Source organism: Rahnella perminowiae (assembly GCF_019049695.1).
In the GTDB taxonomy this organism is placed as follows: domain Bacteria; phylum Pseudomonadota; class Gammaproteobacteria; order Enterobacterales; family Enterobacteriaceae; genus Rahnella; species Rahnella perminowiae.
Genome location: NZ_JAFMOT010000174.1, coordinates 19841 through 38570, shown reverse-complemented (window position 1 = coordinate 38570; position 18730 = coordinate 19841). Strand labels below are relative to the sequence as shown.

Genomic DNA, 18730 nt, shown 5'->3' with positions numbered 1-18730 from the left:
TTATTTTTGTTTGCCGGTAGCAATAACACCCATCGCCAGCGCGCGGTCTAATGTCGTCAGTAACAGGTGTTCCTGTGTACCGTGTTCTTCTTCCCAATCCGGGGTGTTCGCATGAAGTGAGTCGTGACACCGTCTGCACAACGGGATCACGAACAGGTCATGCGCCTTTGTTGCCATACCGCCAAACCCATTGCCTGTGATGTGGTGCGGATCATCAGACCCGTTGCCACAGGCACAACATGGCTGGCGCTTTACCCATTGGGTGTATTTCGTGTTTTCGTACCGTCTTCGCTTCGGACGAAGCAAATAGGACTCGGGCGTCTCCGGATCGATTGCCAGCGCCAGCACCGGTTTGACATTGTTCGCCAGTTCTTCGCGGGGTTGCTTCTCCCACGGGTTAACATCAGCCTCTTTACGCTGACCACCAGGCGGGATGTATTTCATCCCCAGCGCCTCGCAAATTATCTCCTCCGGCAACTGTGTCGCCAGCCCCTTACTCGTTGCCCACCAGCACAATTCCGGTAAGGTCAGGCGGTGGCCGTCTGGCAGCCGAGACCGCGCACGAATAGCTTCAGTCACGAATTCAGTGACGTTCGCCAGAGCAGCAGCGTCCAGTTTGGCTGATTCTTTGTCGCGGTATTCATTGTCGTGAGACCAGCACAGGGACACCATGCCGCGCGCCCGGCGCACCTGCACCAGCTCATGATGATGATATTGGCCGCCGAAGTCGGTGCACTGACAGCCGCTGTTACGCTTAACCCACTGCGCCAGCGCATCCCAGCCACCAGCAAGACCAATCACGCGCTCTGACGAAAGAAAGGCCGCGAGACGCGGATCACGCGATAACGGCTGAGCCTCTACCGGTACCAGACCGTCCGCCGCGCCGCGCAGGTCTGCAGGCTCATCGGTGATCAGCAGACGTTTCCCGCTGAAATGTTGCAGCATGTCGCCCGGCGGCCGCAACAGCACGATCCCCAAATCCCTCTGTGGATATGGCTTTAAGAGCGCTCTCATTCAGCTCTCTCCCCGGCTTTAACCAGGCTGCTCAGTACAGCATCGGCATGTTCCCGCGCAGCGGTGTAATCAGTGGGATGTAGCTCCCCCGAAGGGGAGACCGCTGTCAGCCAGCCGTTGTAAGCAGAGAGCCAGATTTTCTGAAATTCATTCACGCAGCAACCTCCTGCAGGTAAACGATGCCAGCGGAGATCTGGGGTTTAGAAGCTGATAGTAGTGTCAGTGCCTGATAATGACCTGCCAACACTTTTACGCGAGAGTTCCGCACAGGAGGAATAGTAGTGAAGCTCGCCGGTACCAACTCGATATCGTTGAATGGGTTTTCATTTCCCCAGTGATGCCAGCCTGGAGCTTCTCCACGGCTAAAAAGCTCGATGCGTGAAACTTGCCCGTAAAGCTCTTCGAGGCGAAAACGCACCTCTGCTGGCTTTTCACTGTGCTCACCGCGGCAACTGTAAACAACCTGCTTAATGCTGGCGTTCAGGCGCTCGAGACCGGACCCGCGAACGGCGATCAACACATCTTCTGTGTTGCCGCGCGTGTAGTTTCCGCCATTCATCACCGTTTCCACGTTCAAAGTATCCATAAAGTCTTCGAAATCGATCATGGTCTGTTCTGCCAGCGCACGCTCTATACGGCTACGTGCCTGCTCATAGAGTTTTACCCACGTAAATCCCTTCATGGTTTTCACCTTGAAGCCCCATGCATTCGCCAGCTCCACTGCTTCTGAAGCAAAGTTGCCGGTGTACCACATCGCCAGAACTGCGTTTTCATCTGCAATAGACCAGACCGGAAGACGCTTCATTTCCTCAACCGCCATAGTGCTATAGTGGTCACCCGCCGCGCCGTTACTTATCTTGTTGGAATACTGCCAGGCAGGATCTGCATAAATCAGTTGATAACTCATAGCGCCTCCGATTTAGGGGCGATACGGAAGTTTTGATCAAAGTTTTTGGTTTGAAAGCATGACCAGCGCCCCGTATGTAGGGCATAGCCACATACTTTGTTTTTGTCCCGGTAAACAACATTGAACTCCTTATAGAAACGTGGTCTCAATTCAAGGTAGAGGCCTAGTTCTTCAGGAATTACTGATAAATTGCTTTTTTCGCCATGGTTCACTGGTGGTGTCGTGTAGACAGGAACAATTACGCCGCCGTGGGCGTTTTTGCATTTGATGGCATCAACTTCTTCCAAATACACATCAAGTTTAAAAGTAGAACTATTTCCGTCTGTGAACGGTCGACTAATGACGTAATAATCAGGCTTGGCCTGCTTTACTGCTAATGCTATACGTAAAAGTGGAATGATTTCTTGAACATCAAACAAAGCATTTCCGTATGAAATTGCTTTAGCCATTGAAAGCAACTCTTCCAACCGCCCTTCGCTGAACTGCCCCAAATCGTTATTCATAACGCCCCCTGCCCAGATGTACTGCCCATAGGTTGCATTCAAACTCAGCACTGATTTCAGCCGGTGTTTTCACAAGAGCTATATTGGATTTTTCGGCTGCTGGTTCTGCGACTTGTTTTGGCGCTTCGCCCAGTGAATAGGTTTTCTTCACGGCACAATGCCCAGTGACAATGTTGAACCGAGGCTTTTTGCTGATCGTATTAATCTTAGATGACATCGAATGCCCTGAAGGAATAAAGCAGGCATGATCGATTAACGATGCTTCAGTATTCGAGCAGGTGCGCGCAGTGCAATCACGCATGGGCTCTTCTATGACTAATTCCTGATGGTTTTTTTTCATGCAGATTTCCCCCCCTGCCGGCGCTGGGCACATTCTTTCCAGATGCGATTCCAGGTGCTGATCGCGAAATCACTGCGCATGCCGCGCACGCTGGCTTTGCTTGCCTCAGTACAGACCAGCTTTTCCAAATCAGTCGGGGCTTTGCTCGCCGTAACACCGCTGATGAACCGGCGGTAGGCCGCATCGCGCTCAGCCGTATCGACTTCAACTTCACCGTCAGCAGTCCACTTGCCATTCACGCAGATCGGACGTCCGCTCTTCGCCCATTTGGTCGCGCTAAGCAGGTAGCCTTCAAACTTGGCTGGCTGGAACAGAGTTGCCGGGCGCAGATATTCAGCCATTTTTGGAGAGTCGCCCCAGTGAACCTGCTTGTATTCGATAACCAGTTGCAGCTCTTCCAGCGTGTGGCCTTCACGGAGACGGGCACGCATGTTTTCCAGTGAGCTATTAGCGGGCTGATACCGTGAACCGGTTATTAGGTTCAGGTGCTTCAGTGCCTGTTTGGCTCGATCAGTAATTTCAACTTCGGCGTCGGTCTGCGCAGCAGGCTGACAAGAGGTTTTATTATCTGATGGATCTTGTTTTGAATTTACTGACGGATCCCCTCCAGATTCTGGACGGTCAAACCCGGTATTTTTCGTGTTTTCTGAACGTTCGGATTCTGAACATTCAGATTTTGAACGTTCAGATTCTGAATGTTCAGAAACTGGACTATCAGAATAGAAACCTGCTGCCGCCTCACGGAGCTTTTTAACGTTCAGGTAATACAGGTTGGTCTTGTTTCGGTTTCCCTTACGGCGTTCTTCGCGCACCAGCCACCCATCTGACTGAAGTTCAGTGATTGCCGTAATGACAGTGCTGCGACCAGCACCGGTCTGCCGAGCAATCGTATCCACGCCCGGATAGCTGATACCATCATCATTTGAGAAATCAGCAAGACGAGCCATAATCAGGAGCTTCACGCCTTTCAGACCGGCAGCAGCGCAACCATCCCAGACATATGCTGATAACTTAACGCTCATAAGACCCTCTTAAACTTTCGCCGGAATTGTTCAGTAGGCTGGGCGCACTCATGCGGGTAACCGGCGCGCATGAAGATGACGCGATCCCCTGCTCTGTCGAAGCCCACGACGTGTACCACAATGCCCCGCCAATCCTTGTAGTACCGGTCCAACGTTTGGATTTCTGCAGACATGCAGTCACCTTCCGGCTTCTCACACTGACGTAACCTACCCACCACCGGACGATCTGGTAGTTGCACGGGATCCAGCGGTTACCTATCATCACTTCATACGAAAGAGAGCCAGCGGCACCGCCTGTCGCCACACAGCGGATTTGCGGAACGCCAGCTTTTATGAGTAGACTGTTCATGCGTTAATTACTCCACACACGTTTTTAATGCGCCCGACGCCTCAAGCTGCACACTTGGGGCGTCACCCTTTCCGGACTTCTTCTTTTTTCCAAACAGCGCCAACACAGCCTTAACTTCAGCATCACGCGCAGCCAAATGACGGCGGTGATATTTCATGATTTGCTCAGCTTCCCCCTCATCAATCACGCCATCTTCCAGCGACGACTGAATGTTCATGTCTACGTGGCCACGGTGGGCGGCAGTGCGCATGCTTTTACTGAACAGCTCAACTTGATCCAGTTCTTCCAGTTGCGGAACATCCACAAACAAACCGCCGCGACGCTGTGAGAAATATTCAGCCAGGTAACTGGTTCCGCTGATGTCTTCCATCGCTTCCAGCTCAGCCACTTCGAAGAATCGGCAGCCGTTTTTCTCGTATAGATTGTTGTTGAACCCAGCTTCCGTCATGCCCAGAGCGCCAGCCATAGCAGAACGGCCGCCGGGGTAGGCTTTGCACATCGCTTTCACTACTAATTTCAGGTCTACCATTTCGTTTTTCCTTCGGTAGTTATGTTGCTTAGTGCTTTTGGTTAAGCTTCGATCTTCTTTTCAGCACGTTGAGGGAAAAGGACGGAGAGGTCTGGACGAATTTCAGAAGCAGAGATTCGGCCATTTGTTGCTCTTTCTATGCGGATGGCATTTTCAGCGGATACTTTCTTTTTCCCGTGAAGCCATGCCCAGACAGATGGCTGTTTGACGTTGCAGGCCTCAGCTAATTTTTGCTGACTACCAACAATATCAATGGCAGCTTTAATAGCTTCAATGACCATAAATTACTCCAGCTTTTATTAAACAACCTGAATAATAGCCAAAACTATGAAGCAAGTAAATAGCCCTGTCTATTTGATGAAATATAGTCTCAGCTATATGATTGAAGGATGGGAAAAATGACTTTTTCAGACAGATTAAAACTAGCCATGGACGAAGGTGGCTTTACTCAGGGTTCGCTTGCTGAGGCTGTTGGCATGGCTCAACCTAGCATTTGGAAGTTAGTTTCAGGTGGTGCAAAGGCCTCGAAGAAAACTATTCAGATCGCAAATGTCCTTGGCGTAAGGCCAGAATGGCTATCCGATGGAGATGGCCCGATGCGTATCGGTGACGCGTCGCACAGTGCCCCCCTATTGGTTAGTGAGAAATCCGCACAGTACAGAATTGAAGACGGTTTCCGCATTGAGTTGTTGGATGTAGCGGTGAGTGCTGGTCCTGGAGCAGTGAATACCAACGAGTTCATAGAAATAGTTCGCACGATCACCTATACCCCTGAACAAGCTCGGATGATGTTCGGTAATCGTTCGGAAGAGCAAATCCGGATGATTAACGTCAAAGGTGACAGCATGTCAGGCACTATTGAACCAGGCGATCTGATCTTCGTGGATATCAGTATCCAGCACTTCGATGGCGACGGGATTTATGCATTTCTTTACGATGATACCGCCCACGTTAAACGGCTACAGAAGATGAAAGATTACCTGCTGGTTCTATCAGATAACTCCCGGTACCAGACGTGGGATCCGATTACTCGTGATGAAATGAATCGGGTCTTTATTTACGGAAAAGTGATAGGCAGCGTCCCGCAGACCTACCGTAGACATGGCTAGTTTTTTGCTTTTTCAAAAGCTGCACACTTAAACTTGAGTTTAATCATATGGATTCTGCAAAAATTGCGTATTTATACGCATCTGAAATCAGCGCTTTAGACCGACTTGCCTCGCCTAAAGAACCAAAATTGAACGTAGAGGTGCAAGAGTTTCCGACGGAGGTAGAGATAATTTTAAATTTTGGGTTTATGGCATTTGCTCACGATACCCATTACTCGCTTAGTACTAAAATTTATAAAAACGATAAGGTTGTTAATGACCCTGACATCGATGGTCAGGTGTTTGAGCATTCATATCATATTTCAGAAAATAGTTATTACGTTTCAACAATGCGAAGTATTGAAAAATTTACTGTAACCGAGCCTGGATACTACTTGATCGAAATTGAACTTAGCTCAAGAAAGCTAAGCGATGAAGTAGGTTCTGAGAAAAAAATAGACCAACATTCGGCCTACATCTGCATCTCCCATAATTGGATCAGTTAAATGGCAACTATTCATAATCTACCTGCACGTTCATCATCCATTGATTCTTCTCCCCACAGGCCCCATGATAGAGAAAATGGAGGTAATGGTGGAGGTGGTGATATGCTTGAACCGCGTGTAGCTAGGCTTGAGGCTAACGTCGAACACATTGCTTCTGACGTAGCCGATATTAAAGCTAATTTAAGAATTTCCATGGCTGATTTGTCTTCCTTGAAAGTAGATTCAGCGCTTGTGAAAAAAGACATTACTGATGTCAAATCAGATACCAGCACATTGAGAGTTGATTTTAAATCCGTCGAAGACCGGCTTGATGGGGTGGAAGAATCAATCAAATCATTCAAAACCACTGTAAAAGCCAGTGTAGCCGTCATTTCAGTCGCTGTAGTAATATTTGGGTTTATAGCTGGCCCGTACCTCGCAAAAGTTGCAACGATACTTAACGCGTTAGCATTGAAAAGTTAGTACACCAACCCGGCCATTCAGTCGGGGTTCCCCGTGCTCTTACAATAATTTTCACCGCTAGCTTCATGATTTTAAGCTGGCCGAAAATCCACCAATCCCCTTTCCCTATCTCTGTGCACAACACATAGGCAATGGCTACTCGCTTTATCTCATGCCCTTCTGTCACCATTGCAAAAACTACATTCCCAACTAAACGACACATCTCATAGTGCCGGTGTTCCGCCTCAGCTCCGTAATCCATAAACACCCATGATTTTATCTCAAATCAGCATGCCTATTGCTCAAATCAGATAGCAGAAAAATCACTCCTTAAATAAATCACCATATAAATCAACTATAAATATCCCTATCTATATTTATATAGTTTAAGCTATTTACATAAGAAATACCCGGAGCTATTATTATCCCATCAACAGCGAACAGGCAGGATGCCCATGCAGTAGCTGCCGATGGCGCATGAAGCATCGGATGATTCGCTGAAAACGGTACAGCAACTTAATGAGGTATCAGGATGGTTCAGACTGGGGGTGGATTGAAAGTTGAAGTAAAAAAAGATAATCGAGGGGTGAGCTTTTTCATCACCCCAGTCACTTTAACTTTTGCCAATCAAATGCTCGTAAGCCTTGGCATTAGCAAATGCCATGCGGCCTTCGGAGTCGACTGTTTTTCCGTTAGCAAGGCACCAGGAGAGAAATTCGGATGGCTCCGCATAAGCCTTGATAACAGTTGCCCCAGAGTTCTGATAGCGCTTAACAATTTTCTCAGCGTCCCTGAGCCAGTCAGAATAACTGACTGACAAAACTTCAGAGTCCGTGAATATCTTTCTGAATTGATGGTATTGGTCTGCATCCTTAAACCACATGATGCCAAGTGCTTGAACTTGCATGATTTATCCCTTCTTGGTTGTGTGAGAACTCCCAAGATACCACCGCCGCCTGAGGTGGAGAAGTGACCAGGCATACAACGGCAAAAACACTGGGGGTTGAGGAACTCATCAACCGAAGTCACTCATGACCACAGTTGAAAAGTGTTCTTGCCGATGTTTAGGGATTAGTGGATCGGTAAATCAGGGACGAGCGTCAGATATGGAATTTCGCGGAAGGTTACAACTTCATAAACGTTAACTGGATGCTTACACACTGCACATACGATGGAGGAGATAGTCTCAGAGAATACGACATCAGAAGTGATATTGAATCTCTCAGAATTACATTTTTCGCAGATAAGTTTTATATCGGGCATTTTTAACTCATGGATAAGTGATGATCCTAACCAGATTATTAAGAATTTTCTTATTCCAATGACAAGTATAGCAGACGCTTAGATTCTTGAATGAATGCATAACGTAAAGAGCACTGACGGTGAGCAAGCTGGCAAAGCTTTCAATGTCCTACAGTCCCGATAGTGCTCTCTCCGTTGTGGCCAGCATCAGGTGATGGTCGGGTTCCCTACCCGATTGCGGGTTCGACTCCCGCCGCCACACGCCTAATCACTCTGGAAAAGTGGTAATTGCTGTGTATTTGTCTTTCGGCGGTGGCATGACTCTTCAACCTACCCAAGGGGGAGCGAAGATAATGTTCTGATCATGGCCACCGCCACTTTTTTCGCAGGCATAGACAAGGGTCGCTGGCACCCACCCAGCACGCCCTGTGCATTACCGGCCGCCCTTGTCTATGTGTGTGAGTAATTTACAGCGGCATGCGCCGCAATAAAGAGGGCATGAGAATGGCTGAAAGCCGTATGACAAACGTCCCGGAGTTTCTCTCCGAATTGGACGCCGGTATTTTCGAAAACAAAATCGCCGCCGCGCTGAATACCGCCGCTCTGGGTGTTCTGAATAACGGCGGTAAAGGCAAAGTAACCATCGAGATTGATGTTTCCCGGATCAGTAATTCGATGGAAGAAAAACGCGTGATGCTGGCTCACAAATTGAAGTTCTCAGCACCTACGCCTCGCGGGAAAACCTCCGAAGAAGACACCACCGAAACCCCAATGTACGTGGGAAAAGGCGGCAAGCTGACCATCATGCAGGAAGATCAGGGCCAGTTATTCACCATCGCCGGAGATCCCGACGGCAAACTCCGCGACGCGCGATAAGCATCGTTTAACCATTCGATAAAAGGAAATTGTTATGTCTCAAGTTTTAGACGCATCAGCAATCAAAGAAGTCCGGGATATGTCCCTCTCCACCTTACTGGAAGAACGTCTGTCATCAGCTGACTGCCCTGCTGTTGCCTTGCCAGAATCAGTACGCATTCATTCGCTGGAAAACCTGCAAGATGGCCGATTCCGCTTCCGCGGGAAAATGGAAACCGCCAGCATTCAGGATTTCTCCCGCTACTGCAAAGATTACGCAGGCGAAGGTGTCCGCAGTTTCATCAATGCTGACTACATGGCGGCGGTTACCGTGTTTAACCTCGGCACGCTGGCTGCACCAGGCCATGCTGATAATATCGCGGTTCTTAAGCTGAAACGCACCGCACCATTCCAGGCATTGCTGAACATCAACGGCGTTAAAAACTCCCAGAAAGATCTGGCCGAGTGGCTGGAAGACTGGTCTGAATTCCTCATGGCTTTCACCGCTGATGGCGAAGTGCTGGACATCAAGAAAGCGATCGGCGGCGTCCGTAAAATTACCATCGAAGCATCCAGTTCTGCAGATCATGAAGACAGTGATTTCGGCGCCAAGCGCTCAGTGATGGAAAGTGTAGAGGCAAAAAGCAAAGAAGCTATGCCTGCGGCTTTCGAATTTAAGTGCGTGCCATATGAAGGCCTGGGCGAACGCCGATTCCGTCTGCGCTACAGCGTGCTGACCGGCGGCAATGCTCCGGTGCTGGTTCTGCGGATCGTGCAGTTGGAAACAGCTGAAGAACTGATGGCCACCGAGTTCCGCGAACTACTGGAAGCCAACTTCACCGACGTTGAAGTGGAAACGTTTATCGGCGAATTCAAAGCCTGATAGCGCGGCCTTAAATGCCCTGGTCCACTGGGGCATTTAGTGAATCGTTATTACTGAAATTTGATTGCCAATTCTGGCAAGGGATTCACACACGCTGAAATCTGGGAGAAATTATTTCATGAAACTGGATATCGCATTTTTCTCAGCGTGGTAATGGGAATTACTTCTTTAGGAATGCAGCCATGATTGAAACAACCCGTTCGCATTTCGTCCGACGTGTCTTTGTGAAACGAATGCTGAACCTGTGGTTTGTTCCAGTTGAGTTTGCGCCAGCAATGCCGCCTGGGGAGAAAATGCCCTGGTGGCGAGCTGGGAAATATTACGGCCGATTTCGGGTCAGTCAGTAAACCGGTGTGCAGCCGGCTATAACTAAACGTGTGGAGTAAAAGTATGGGCCAATTAGTTTCTTTAGCGGAATGGGCAGCAGGACCAAATGGCTTCAAAGAACCTCCCTGCAAAGCCACCCTTCATCGTATTGCGAAAACCCGGCAGACTTATCCGCCGGCCGTTAAGCAGGGTCGTAGATGGGTTGTTGATGAGGAAGCCAAATTTATTGGTATGGTTGATCGGGTCGAAATATCGAGCCATCTTCCGGCCAGCGCCCGAAGTTTAGTGGAGAAAGCACTTAATGGCAGCAAGACCCCGTAAATACAACATTTCAACACCGAACCTGTATTGCAAGTTAGATAAGCGAAACAACAAAACATACTGGCAATATCGACACCCAATTACGGGAGAGTTCATCGGTTTTGGTACAGATGCAGATGCCGCGCACGCTGCGGCTCTTGAAATGAATCGCATAACTTCAGAGCAATTATCTTCTCAGTCTTTCGCCCTGATAGATATTGCGAAGCAAAAAGCCGACCCCAATGCTCAGAACATGCGATTAAAACAATGGGTAAAAGAATACAAAGCCATCCTTGACCGACGTGTGCAACGAAAAGAGTTGGCATCATCAACCGCCAGGGGGCGTAAGGCATGCGCAGAGATTCTTTCGGCGCGTTCACAGAACATTTTTCTTAAAGAGGTTGGCGCACGTGAGATGGCTGCTTTGATAAACGAATACGTTGATGCAAATAAAACAAGAATGGCGCAAGTCATGCGGGCGGCGTGGATCGATATGTTTAAAGAAGCACAGTTTGCCGGAGAGGTTCCCCCAGGCTTCAACCCGGCGCTGGCCACCCGTAAACCGCTGGATGAAGTTTCAAGACAGCGCCTCACACTCGATGACTGGTGGGCGATTTATCACGAGGCAGAACGCAGATCACCATACATCTGCAATGCCATGCTGCTCGCTGTAGTTACCGGACAACGGCGCGGAGACATTGTAAAAATGAAATTCTCTGATATTTGGGATGACATGCTTCATGTTGTCCAGGGAAAGGGTAAAGGCAAAATCCGGATAGCGATCCCCCTCTCGTTGCGATGTGACGCCATCAACATGAGTGTTCGGGATGTGATTAACAAATGTCGCGACCGCGTGCTGAGTAAACATCTTGTCCATAATTCAACACTCTCCGGCGGTTCAACGCTGGGTTCACCAGTGGCTGAAGGATCATTAACACAACGATTCGCCGAAGCCCGGGATTGCGCAAATATAAAAATTGAAAAAGGTAAAACCGCGCCGACATTTCACGAACAACGTTCTCTTTCTGAACGCTTGTATAAAGCTCAGGGGATCAACACTCAGGAATTGCTGGGGCATAGTTCAGCGAAGATGACTGAGCTCTATCATGACGAGCGCAAAGAAAAGTGGGTTGTCATCGCCGTTTAATTATTGCTCGGTTTTGGGGAAGCGTTTTGGAGGGGTTTTGGAGAGGAGATTTATTTAAAGATAAAACAGTGAGTTATTGCATTCGTGAACTGCCTGTACGGCAGTGAACGACAGCCATAGTCCACAGCCCCCGACTCCTTATTTCTAAGCTGCCTGTACGGCAGTGAACCGTTACACGGCATATCTTGAAACTCAGTCTATTTTCTAAGCTGCCTGTACGGCAGTGAACAAATCTTCAATCAGCTTGTCTGCAACTTTAGCTTTCTAAGCTGCCTGTACGGCAGTGAACGGCGACCCCGCATATCTGGATTTCAACCTACCTTTCTAAGCTGCCTGTACGGCAGTGAACTGTTGCGTTTTCAGGTTTATCCTTTGAACTGCAAAAGATTATGCCTGTTTGGGCAAAAATACCCTCTTTTTTTGATGATCTGAGTGATTAAGTAAAATCAATGGGTTAGCGAAAGTGCAAAAAAGAGGGTTAGTTCGCAGATGCCATTAATACCCCAACCCTCCCCTTTGCAGGGGAGGGAGCTGATCTCAGTTGTATTTGATTTCGGTGTAGCGGCTCGGCCAGATGGTTTCGGCTTTTACGCCGATGGCTTCGGCGATCAGTCTTTCACCTTTCGGCCATTTGCGGGTCAGCGCATTCGAGAGCGTTGAGGAACACAACCCTGCGCGGCGTGAAACTGCCGCCATCGTGGTGCCCTTCTTTTTAATGGCCGCAATAATATCGGCCTGATGCCAGTCTTTGTTCATGCGGCTTCCTCCGTGGAGGCATACAGTGAGCAGCGCAGCATTTCGAAACGTTCCCACAGGATAAACGCGATAATCTCTTTTATCTTTCTGTCTTGCAGCGTCATCAGTGTGAAGTTCAGCGCCATGCACTGATCGCAAAGTTCATCGGGCTCAAGCTCGGCGTAATCAAATAAGCCGTCGTCCAGCGGTATGCCTAAATCTTTCCGGTGCTCCGGGATGGGTTGCGATAAGGACGCTTCAAGGCATTCAAGCTGGTTGTGCAGCATCATACAAAGCCTGTCCTGCGCACCTTTGTTTTGCGGATTCACCAGCGCATTTGCCAGTAACCGGCAGCGATCGGTGAGTGTCCATGAATCGGGGGGTGTGTTGTTTGTGAGAGTAATATCCATTTGATTAGAACCTAATATTAGATTGCGTATCACGCTACCACTTAAGTTCCTACACTCAAGGTGGTAACTCAGGCAGGGGTAGGAATATCGGTTACCCTCTCCGACCAGCCCGAAAGCTGCCCCGCCCGAGTTACCAAAAACAATATACGATAATAATTCGTTTTTTGCCGGTAATACAAAGCGATGGCGAAATTAAAACATCCGCCATGAGGGTTCAGGTTCCTACACCTGACTGCGGATTTTGCCGCAGCGAGGAGACAATAACTGTATATGCACACATTAAAAATGGGCAAATCGCGGGAATGGGATACTGCTTCCAGGGAGTTTTTAGAATTTGCAGTGAGTTGCAGAGATGCCATTAATACCCCATCCCGGCCTTCCCCTTCGCAGGGGAAGGAGCAAGACAACACCCTTCCGCATTTGATTTTGCGAGAGAATCAGAACGGGGTTTTTATTCGGTCGGGACTGGCGTGCTCAAAAATCTTGCTGAACGGAGCGGCCTGAAGACCGGGGGCTTCAGGACCGAGAGAAGGCATCGCAACGCGACAAGATTTTGCGCCACACACAGAAGCCGCGAAACATGTCCGTCGTACCTGCGACAGCGCGCAGTGAAAAAACGCAGGATTGTTAAGGGGCGCGTTTACGCCCCTTAACCCGGTGTGGGCCGGCGCCCACGACCTTGACTTTGACTTTGACGTTAACAAACGAAAATCAAATTTTCGTCACACTATCAACGAGTGCCATTTCTTCACTGCTCAGCAGTTTCTCGATATCCACCAGGATCAGCATACGGTCCCCGAGCGAACCCAACCCGGTCAGGTACTCAGTCGACATGGTCACGGCGAATTCCGGTGCCGGGCGGATCTGCTCCTGGCTCAGCGACAGGACATCTGACACGCCGTCAACCACGATCCCGACAACGCGGTTTTCGAAGTTCAGTACGATCACCACGGTGTTTTCATTATAAATCACGTCTTCCTGAGCGAATTTGACGCGCAGGTCGAGGATCGGCACGATAACACCGCGCAGGTTAGTGACACCTTTAATAAAGGCCGGGGTGTTAGCAATACGGGTTACCTGATCGTATCCGCGGATTTCCTGCACTTTGAGGATATCGATGCCATATTCTTCATCGCCTAAAGTAAAGATCAGAAATTCCTGACCTACTGTTTCGCCCGCAATTTTCGCCACGGTTGCAAGTCCTGCCATGTTGTTCACCTTTGCTTTTATCTTTAAATCGGCCTGAGTTTTTCACACCCGGCGACGTTTATAGCCGCCGGAAGCTTTGCTTGTTATGCGGCGGTGGCGCCTGTTGCTAACTTATCGCGGTTCAGCGACTGCAATGCCGACACGTCCACGATCAGCGCCACACTGCCGTCACCCAAAATGGTGGCGGCGGAAATACCCGGTACTTTGCGATAGTTGCTTTCCAGGTTTTTTACCACAACCTGATGCTGACCAATCAGTTGATCCACCAGCAATGCATAGCGACGTCCCGCACTCTGCAAAATCACCACAATGCCCTGTGTTGCCTCGGTTTTGGCCTCTTCAACATCAAAGACATTGTACAACTCAACCAGCGGCAGATATTCACCACGCACCTGCAGAACACGTTCACCACCGGCCAGCGGATGCAGATCTTCTGACAGCGGTTGCAGCGATTCCATCACCGCGTTCAGTGGCAGAATGAAGACTTCTTTACCGACTTTTACTGACATGCCGTCAAGGATCGCCAGCGTCAGTGGCAACAGAATACGGATGGTGGTGCCTTTGCCCTGCTGAGAATGGATTTCAACGTGGCCCCCCATTTCCTGAATGTTTCGTTTCACTACGTCCATGCCCACGCCACGGCCCGAAACGTCAGTCACTTTTTCTGCGGTCGAGAAACCGGCGGCAAAAATCAGCATGCCGACTTCTTCATCGCTCATGTTGTCGCTGACGTTCATACCCTGCGATGCCGCTTTGGCCAGAATACGTTCACGGTTCAGACCGGCACCATCGTCGATCACTTCGATGCAGATATTACCGCCCTGGTGTTCAGCAGACAGAGTCAGGTTACCGGTGGGTTCTTTACCGTTGGCAAGACGCACTTCCGGTGTTTCCACACCGTGATCGAGACTGTTGCGCACCAGATGCGTCAACGGATCGATGATACGTTCGATCAGGCTCTTATCCAGTTCGGTCGAGCTGCCGAGCAGGGTCAGTTCAATTTGCTTATTCAGTTTGCTGGCGAGGTCACGTACCAGACGCGGGAAGCGGCTGAACACGAATTCCATCGGCATCATACGAATCGACATCACCGATTCCTGCAAATCACGGGCGTTACGTTCGAGCTGACCCATGCTGTTGAGCAGGTCGCTGTGCACCACCGGATCCAATAAATCTGAACGCTGCGCCAGCATGGACTGGGTGATCACCAGTTCGCCCACCAGGTTGATCAGCTGGTCCACTTTTTCAACAGCAACACGGATGCTGGTGGATTCCGGAGCTTTAGATGCACGGGCTTTAGCCGGTTCACTGTTCGGCACAGCCACCAGTACCGGAGCCTGACGGGCAACAACCGCCGGTGCGGCGGCAACTTCCGCTACAGCAGGAGCAGAAGCGGCTACCGCGACAGCAGGTGCAGACGCCGGCGCGTGTGTGAAACTGATTTGTTCCGGTTCCAGCACAAAACACAGCACCGCAACAATGTCGTCTTCGGTCACTGTAGTGATCAGGGTGGCTTCCACACTGTCATCAGTCTGAACCGGATCTTTGATCTCCCCGAGATTGCCGAGTTCTTCCAGCATCACAGGAATTTCCTGAGTTTTCAGGCCGGAAAGGCGCACGCGTAAATCGCCCTTGCCCGCCGCGGCTACCGGCGCTGGCGCGGCAGTTTCTGCTGCTGCCAGTGCTTCAACCACGTGAAGATCTGGCGCAGGTTCACGCGCCTGTTGCGCTTCGAGGGCCAGTTGTCTCAGGGCCGCACAGATATATTCAAAACTTTCTGCGTCAGGATCCCGGGAAGATTTATAGGCGTCGAGTTGCTCCTGCATAATGTCTTTTGTTTCCAGAAACAGGTTGATGATGTCAGTGCTCAGGCTCATTTCAGCGCGACGAGCACCGTCGAGCAGGTTTTCCAGTAAGTGAGTCGTTTCCTGTAAAACCGTAAATCCAAACGTCGCTGCACCGCCTTTGATTGAGTGCGCTGCGCGGAAAATCGCATTCAGTTGCTCAATGTCAGGCGCTTGCGGATCAAGCAACAACAGATGTTGTTCCATGTCCGCCAGCAACTCGTCTGCTTCATCAAAAAATGTCTGATAAAAATCAGTAATATCCATGCTCACGTGATCACCTCTGCTGTGAATCGCGGCTTGTTAATGTGTCGCAGGTGCCGTGCCCGCCGCGGCAGCCGGAGCTGCCGTCGCAGGTTGAGCGCCTGCCGATGGTGTCACTGGCGTCTGCGTCTCAATCCCGGGTATTGATGGTGCTTTCTCTGGTGTTGCCGGTGCCGGGCTTGCCTGTGGCGCTAACGCCGGGGCTGCCGGTGCCGGACTCATTTGTGGTGCTAATGCCGGCACTGTTCGTGTGCCTTGTACTTGTCTTTGCAGCTCGCCAGCGTCACTGATCGTGATCGCCTCGCCCTCACTGTTTTCCCGTTCAATCGCCTCTTCAGCATGTTTGTTCAGGACCAAAATGCTGATACGACGGTTGATAGCATCACCTGCCGGATGATTTTTCAGCTGCATGGAAGACCCCATGCCCATCACCCGCAGGACTTTTCCTTCACTGAGGCCGCCTGTTACCATCTCGCGACGTGAAGCATTGGCGCGATCAGTCGACAGTTCCCAATTGCTGTAGCCGCGTTCGCCCGTGGCATACGGCATATCATCGGTATGGCCCGCCAGGCTAATCTTATTCGGAAAATCATCCAGCACCGGTGCAATCGCCCTGAGGATATCGCGCATGTACGGCTCAACAATCGCGCTGCCAAGCTGGAACATCGGGCGGTTTTTGCTATCAATAATCTGAATACGCAAGCCCTGCTCGGTCAGATTAATCATCAGGTGTGGACGTAAATCTTTTAGCCGCGGATCCGACGCCAGCATATCTTCCAGCTTTTGCTGCAACCGCTGTAAATCATCCGATTCACGCTTACTTTCACCCTGCGATTGTTCCATTTTATGCACTTCACCGTCCTGCACGGTCGGGTCTTCGCCGCCGCCCGGGATCGGGCTGGTTGCGTCGCTGCTGCGTGGCCCGCCGGTGATCGCCACCGCAAGGGGTGTACGGAAGTATTCGGCAATTTGCACCAGTTCTTTAGGGCTGGAGATGGAAATCAGCCACATAACCAGGAAGAAAGCCATCATCGCTGTCATAAAGTCAGCGTAAGCAATCTTCCACGAACCGCCGTGATGCCCTCCGCCGTGCTTATTCTTTTTCTTACGTACAACAACGATTGGATGGCTTTGATGCTTCATACTTTTTCTTCTTCAGTTTGTTTCTGACCCGGCGACTTGACCTGGCGAACGTGCTCCTCCAGTTCAATAAAGGAAGGTCGCTCTGAGGTGTACAACGTTTTACGGCCAAATTCGACGGCAATTTGCGGCGCATAACCGTTAATGCTCGACAGTAATGTCACCTTAATGCACTGCATCATTTTGGCGTTTTCAGCACTCTTCTGGCGTAACACGCTGGCCAGCGGAGAAATAAAACCGTACGCCAGCAGGATACCGAGGAAGGTCCCGACCATGGCATGAGCAATCAGCGCCCCGAGTTCCGCAGCCGGACGGTCTGCCGCCGCCAGGGTATGTACGATCCCCATGACCGCAGCGACGATACCGAATGCCGGAAGTGAGTCACCGACCAGCGCCAGGCTGTTCGCCGGCACTTCACTCTCGTGCTCGTAAGTTTCGATTTCCTCGTCCATCAGCGCTTCGATTTCAAAGGCGTTCATGTTGCCACTGACCATAAGTCGCAGATAGTCAGTCAGATATTCGACTAAATGTTTATCGGCAAGGATGCGCGGATAATTAGCAAAAATGTCACTTTCGGCCGGATTGTCGATGTCATTTTCCAGCGACAGCATCCCCTGTTGACGTGATTTGGCTAATACCCTGTAAAGCAGCGCCATCAAATCCATATACAACGCTTTGTTGTATTTCGATGCGCGGAACAGCTGAGGCAGCGCACGCATTGTGGATTTGATCGCTTTACCGTTATTACCGACGAAGAAGGCACCGATACCGGCACCGCCAATGATGAGCAATTCTGCGGGTTGGTATAACGCGCCCAGTTCACCGCCGACGAGCATGAAACCGCCGAACACTGAGCCCAACACCACGATGTAACCTATTATCACTAGCACGATGAATCCTTAATTCGATGTGGTTTTAGGGCGAGGTAAAGCGCGCGCCATGTGTCTGGCCCATTTTTGCCACAGAACTTGCAAAAAAGAGGTCAAAGAATGACTGAGATGTCAGGGGGGAATTGATGAGCGGTGGTAGCCACCGCTCAGAACGACTTACTGCTACCCAACTCTCTCAAACTGCGCGCTTGACCTGTTCGTCCAGCTCTTGAGATGTTATATCGGCAACCTGCGGGGAAAGTTTACGTTTTTTTACTGCTCGGGACGGGGGCTGGCAAAGACTGCAAACAAACCCGTTGCGGGGCTGGTGTGCATGGGTAATAAATGAGCCTTCACAGCAGTTACACGCTGAAAGCTGCAACATACCGCTGTCGACAAAACGTACTAATGTCCAGGCACGTGTCAGCGCGAGGATCGGCGCTTCACCAGGCTGCTCAGGACACTGTTCCAGATATAAACGGTAAGCCTTGATCACGGCTTCCACGCCATTACAGTGGCCGCTCTTTAGCAGGAAAGAGTAAGCGTTGTAAAACATGGAAGAATGGATATTTTGTTCCCAGGTCATGAACCAGTCAGTAGAGAACGGCAGCATGCCTTTCGGGGGAGGACTTCCTCGTAATTCTTTGTACAGTTTTATCAGCCGGCCGCGACTTAATTGCGTTTCGCTTTCCAGCATCTGCAATCTGGCACCCAGCGTAATCAGTTCCATCGCCAGCTGAATGTCCCGCGCTTCCTGAACAATGCTTTTTTCTGCCGGTTTGGTTGACGCATCTTTACCAGACATA

The 18730-nt window shown here is 50.2% G+C and carries 25 protein-coding genes and 1 CRISPR repeat array; of the genes, 7 read left to right on the top strand and 18 right to left on the bottom strand.

Annotation, left to right across the window (positions count from 1 at the left end; genetic code table 11):
- The 9 genes from J1781_RS11495 to J1781_RS11455 form a co-directional block, all read right to left on the bottom strand.
- Complete coding sequence (locus tag J1781_RS11495; protein WP_217233582.1) at positions 1-1014, bottom strand: DUF968 domain-containing protein; 1014 nt, start codon at positions 1012-1014, stop codon at positions 1-3.
- On the bottom strand, positions 1011-1169 hold the full coding sequence (locus J1781_RS11490; protein WP_165383716.1) for a hypothetical protein: 159 nt from the start codon (positions 1167-1169) through the stop codon (positions 1011-1013). The genes J1781_RS11495 and J1781_RS11490 overlap by 4 nt, the downstream gene beginning before the upstream one ends.
- Positions 1166-1921: an MT-A70 family methyltransferase gene (locus J1781_RS11485; RefSeq protein ID WP_217233581.1), complete on the bottom strand. Its 756-nt coding sequence runs from the start codon at positions 1919-1921 to the stop codon at positions 1166-1168. Before J1781_RS11485 ends, J1781_RS11490 begins: the two co-directional genes overlap by 4 nt.
- The gene (locus J1781_RS26170; RefSeq protein WP_238483517.1) at positions 1918-2424 is read right to left on the bottom strand and encodes a hypothetical protein; all 507 of its coding nucleotides are present in this window, start codon (positions 2422-2424) and stop codon (positions 1918-1920) included. Before J1781_RS26170 ends, J1781_RS11485 begins: the two co-directional genes overlap by 4 nt.
- The gene (locus J1781_RS11475; protein ID WP_217233580.1) at positions 2417-2764 is read right to left on the bottom strand and encodes a hypothetical protein; all 348 of its coding nucleotides are present in this window, start codon (positions 2762-2764) and stop codon (positions 2417-2419) included. Before J1781_RS11475 ends, J1781_RS26170 begins: the two co-directional genes overlap by 8 nt.
- The gene (locus tag J1781_RS11470) at positions 2761-3786 is read right to left on the bottom strand and encodes a conserved phage C-terminal domain-containing protein (RefSeq protein ID WP_217233579.1); all 1026 of its coding nucleotides are present in this window, start codon (positions 3784-3786) and stop codon (positions 2761-2763) included. The genes J1781_RS11475 and J1781_RS11470 overlap by 4 nt, the downstream gene beginning before the upstream one ends.
- The gene (locus tag J1781_RS11465) at positions 3783-3959 is read right to left on the bottom strand and encodes a DUF4222 domain-containing protein (RefSeq protein WP_217233578.1); all 177 of its coding nucleotides are present in this window, start codon (positions 3957-3959) and stop codon (positions 3783-3785) included. Before J1781_RS11465 ends, J1781_RS11470 begins: the two co-directional genes overlap by 4 nt.
- Before the next feature lie 183 nt (positions 3960-4142).
- The gene (locus tag J1781_RS11460) at positions 4143-4664 is read right to left on the bottom strand and encodes a YmfL family putative regulatory protein (RefSeq protein WP_217233577.1); all 522 of its coding nucleotides are present in this window, start codon (positions 4662-4664) and stop codon (positions 4143-4145) included.
- Positions 4665-4705: 41 nt separating this feature from the next.
- A complete protein-coding gene (locus J1781_RS11455) occupies positions 4706-4945 on the bottom strand; it encodes a transcriptional regulator (protein ID WP_217233576.1) in 240 nt (79 codons plus the stop codon).
- Positions 4946-5053: 108 nt separating this feature from the next.
- Between J1781_RS11455 and J1781_RS11450 the strand changes: the two genes are divergently transcribed.
- Genes J1781_RS11450 through J1781_RS11440 form a run of 3 tightly spaced genes read left to right on the top strand, consistent with a single transcriptional unit; the run spans position 5054 to position 6720 of the window.
- Complete coding sequence (locus tag J1781_RS11450; protein ID WP_217233575.1) at positions 5054-5773, top strand: XRE family transcriptional regulator; 720 nt, start codon at positions 5054-5056, stop codon at positions 5771-5773.
- Positions 5774-5820: 47 nt separating this feature from the next.
- Complete coding sequence (locus J1781_RS11445) at positions 5821-6258, top strand: hypothetical protein (RefSeq protein ID WP_217233574.1); 438 nt, start codon at positions 5821-5823, stop codon at positions 6256-6258.
- Positions 6259-6720 carry a hypothetical protein gene (locus J1781_RS11440; protein WP_217233573.1) on the top strand — a complete coding sequence of 154 codons (462 nt, stop codon included), beginning with the start codon at positions 6259-6261 and terminating at the stop codon, positions 6718-6720.
- On the opposite strand, the gene J1781_RS11435 is transcribed toward J1781_RS11440, so the two are convergent.
- Both J1781_RS11435 and J1781_RS11430 read right to left on the bottom strand, forming a co-directional pair.
- Complete coding sequence (locus J1781_RS11435; RefSeq protein WP_217233572.1) at positions 6695-6961, bottom strand: DUF2767 family protein; 267 nt, start codon at positions 6959-6961, stop codon at positions 6695-6697. The genes J1781_RS11440 and J1781_RS11435 overlap by 26 nt on opposite strands.
- A gap of 351 nt (positions 6962-7312) precedes the next feature.
- Entirely contained in the window at positions 7313-7606 is a 294-nt protein-coding gene (locus J1781_RS11430) for a hypothetical protein (RefSeq protein ID WP_217233571.1), read from the bottom strand.
- Positions 7607-8445: 839 nt separating this feature from the next.
- Here J1781_RS11430 and J1781_RS11425 point away from each other — a divergent pair.
- The 4 genes from J1781_RS11425 (at position 8446) to J1781_RS11410 (ending at position 11453) form a co-directional block, all read left to right on the top strand.
- Positions 8446-8817 (top strand): YfdP family phage-associated protein, encoded by a 372-nt coding sequence (locus J1781_RS11425; protein ID WP_037033046.1) that lies wholly within the window; start codon positions 8446-8448, stop codon positions 8815-8817.
- Between the two features lie 34 nt (positions 8818-8851).
- On the top strand, positions 8852-9679 hold the full coding sequence (locus J1781_RS11420; protein WP_217233570.1) for a YfdQ family protein: 828 nt from the start codon (positions 8852-8854) through the stop codon (positions 9677-9679).
- A gap of 390 nt (positions 9680-10069) precedes the next feature.
- Positions 10070-10327, top strand: coding sequence for an excisionase (locus J1781_RS11415; protein ID WP_129952702.1), 258 nt, complete (start codon positions 10070-10072; stop codon positions 10325-10327).
- Positions 10308-11453, top strand: coding sequence for a phage integrase Arm DNA-binding domain-containing protein (locus tag J1781_RS11410; RefSeq protein WP_217233569.1), 1146 nt, complete (start codon positions 10308-10310; stop codon positions 11451-11453). Before J1781_RS11415 ends, J1781_RS11410 begins: the two co-directional genes overlap by 20 nt.
- Positions 11454-11534: 81 nt before the next feature.
- Positions 11535-11802: direct repeats of the CRISPR family, unit length 28 nt; unit sequence TTTCTAAGCTGCCTGTACGGCAGTGAAC.
- Positions 11803-11990: 188 nt separating this feature from the next.
- On the opposite strand, the gene J1781_RS11405 is transcribed toward J1781_RS11410, so the two are convergent.
- The 7 genes from J1781_RS11405 to flhC form a co-directional block, all read right to left on the bottom strand.
- Complete coding sequence (locus J1781_RS11405; RefSeq protein WP_129952700.1) at positions 11991-12209, bottom strand: helix-turn-helix domain-containing protein; 219 nt, start codon at positions 12207-12209, stop codon at positions 11991-11993.
- Positions 12206-12598 carry a hypothetical protein gene (locus J1781_RS11400; protein ID WP_217137744.1) on the bottom strand — a complete coding sequence of 131 codons (393 nt, stop codon included), beginning with the start codon at positions 12596-12598 and terminating at the stop codon, positions 12206-12208. The genes J1781_RS11405 and J1781_RS11400 overlap by 4 nt, the downstream gene beginning before the upstream one ends.
- 711 nt (positions 12599-13309) lie before the next feature.
- Positions 13310-13807, bottom strand: coding sequence for a chemotaxis protein CheW (gene cheW, locus J1781_RS11395; protein WP_129952698.1), 498 nt, complete (start codon positions 13805-13807; stop codon positions 13310-13312).
- An 83-nt stretch (positions 13808-13890) separates the two neighbouring features.
- Positions 13891-15924, bottom strand: a complete 2034-nt coding sequence (cheA, locus tag J1781_RS11390; RefSeq protein WP_217233568.1) for a chemotaxis protein CheA — start codon at positions 15922-15924, stop codon at positions 13891-13893.
- Between the two features lie 30 nt (positions 15925-15954).
- Complete coding sequence (motB, locus tag J1781_RS11385) at positions 15955-17058, bottom strand: flagellar motor protein MotB (protein WP_217233567.1); 1104 nt, start codon at positions 17056-17058, stop codon at positions 15955-15957.
- Positions 17055-17945 (bottom strand): flagellar motor stator protein MotA, encoded by an 891-nt coding sequence (gene motA / locus J1781_RS11380; protein ID WP_047609299.1) that lies wholly within the window; start codon positions 17943-17945, stop codon positions 17055-17057. Before motA ends, motB begins: the two co-directional genes overlap by 4 nt.
- A gap of 175 nt (positions 17946-18120) precedes the next feature.
- The gene (gene flhC / locus J1781_RS11375) at positions 18121-18729 is read right to left on the bottom strand and encodes a flagellar transcriptional regulator FlhC (protein ID WP_217233566.1); all 609 of its coding nucleotides are present in this window, start codon (positions 18727-18729) and stop codon (positions 18121-18123) included.
- Position 18730: the final 1 nt, after the last annotated feature.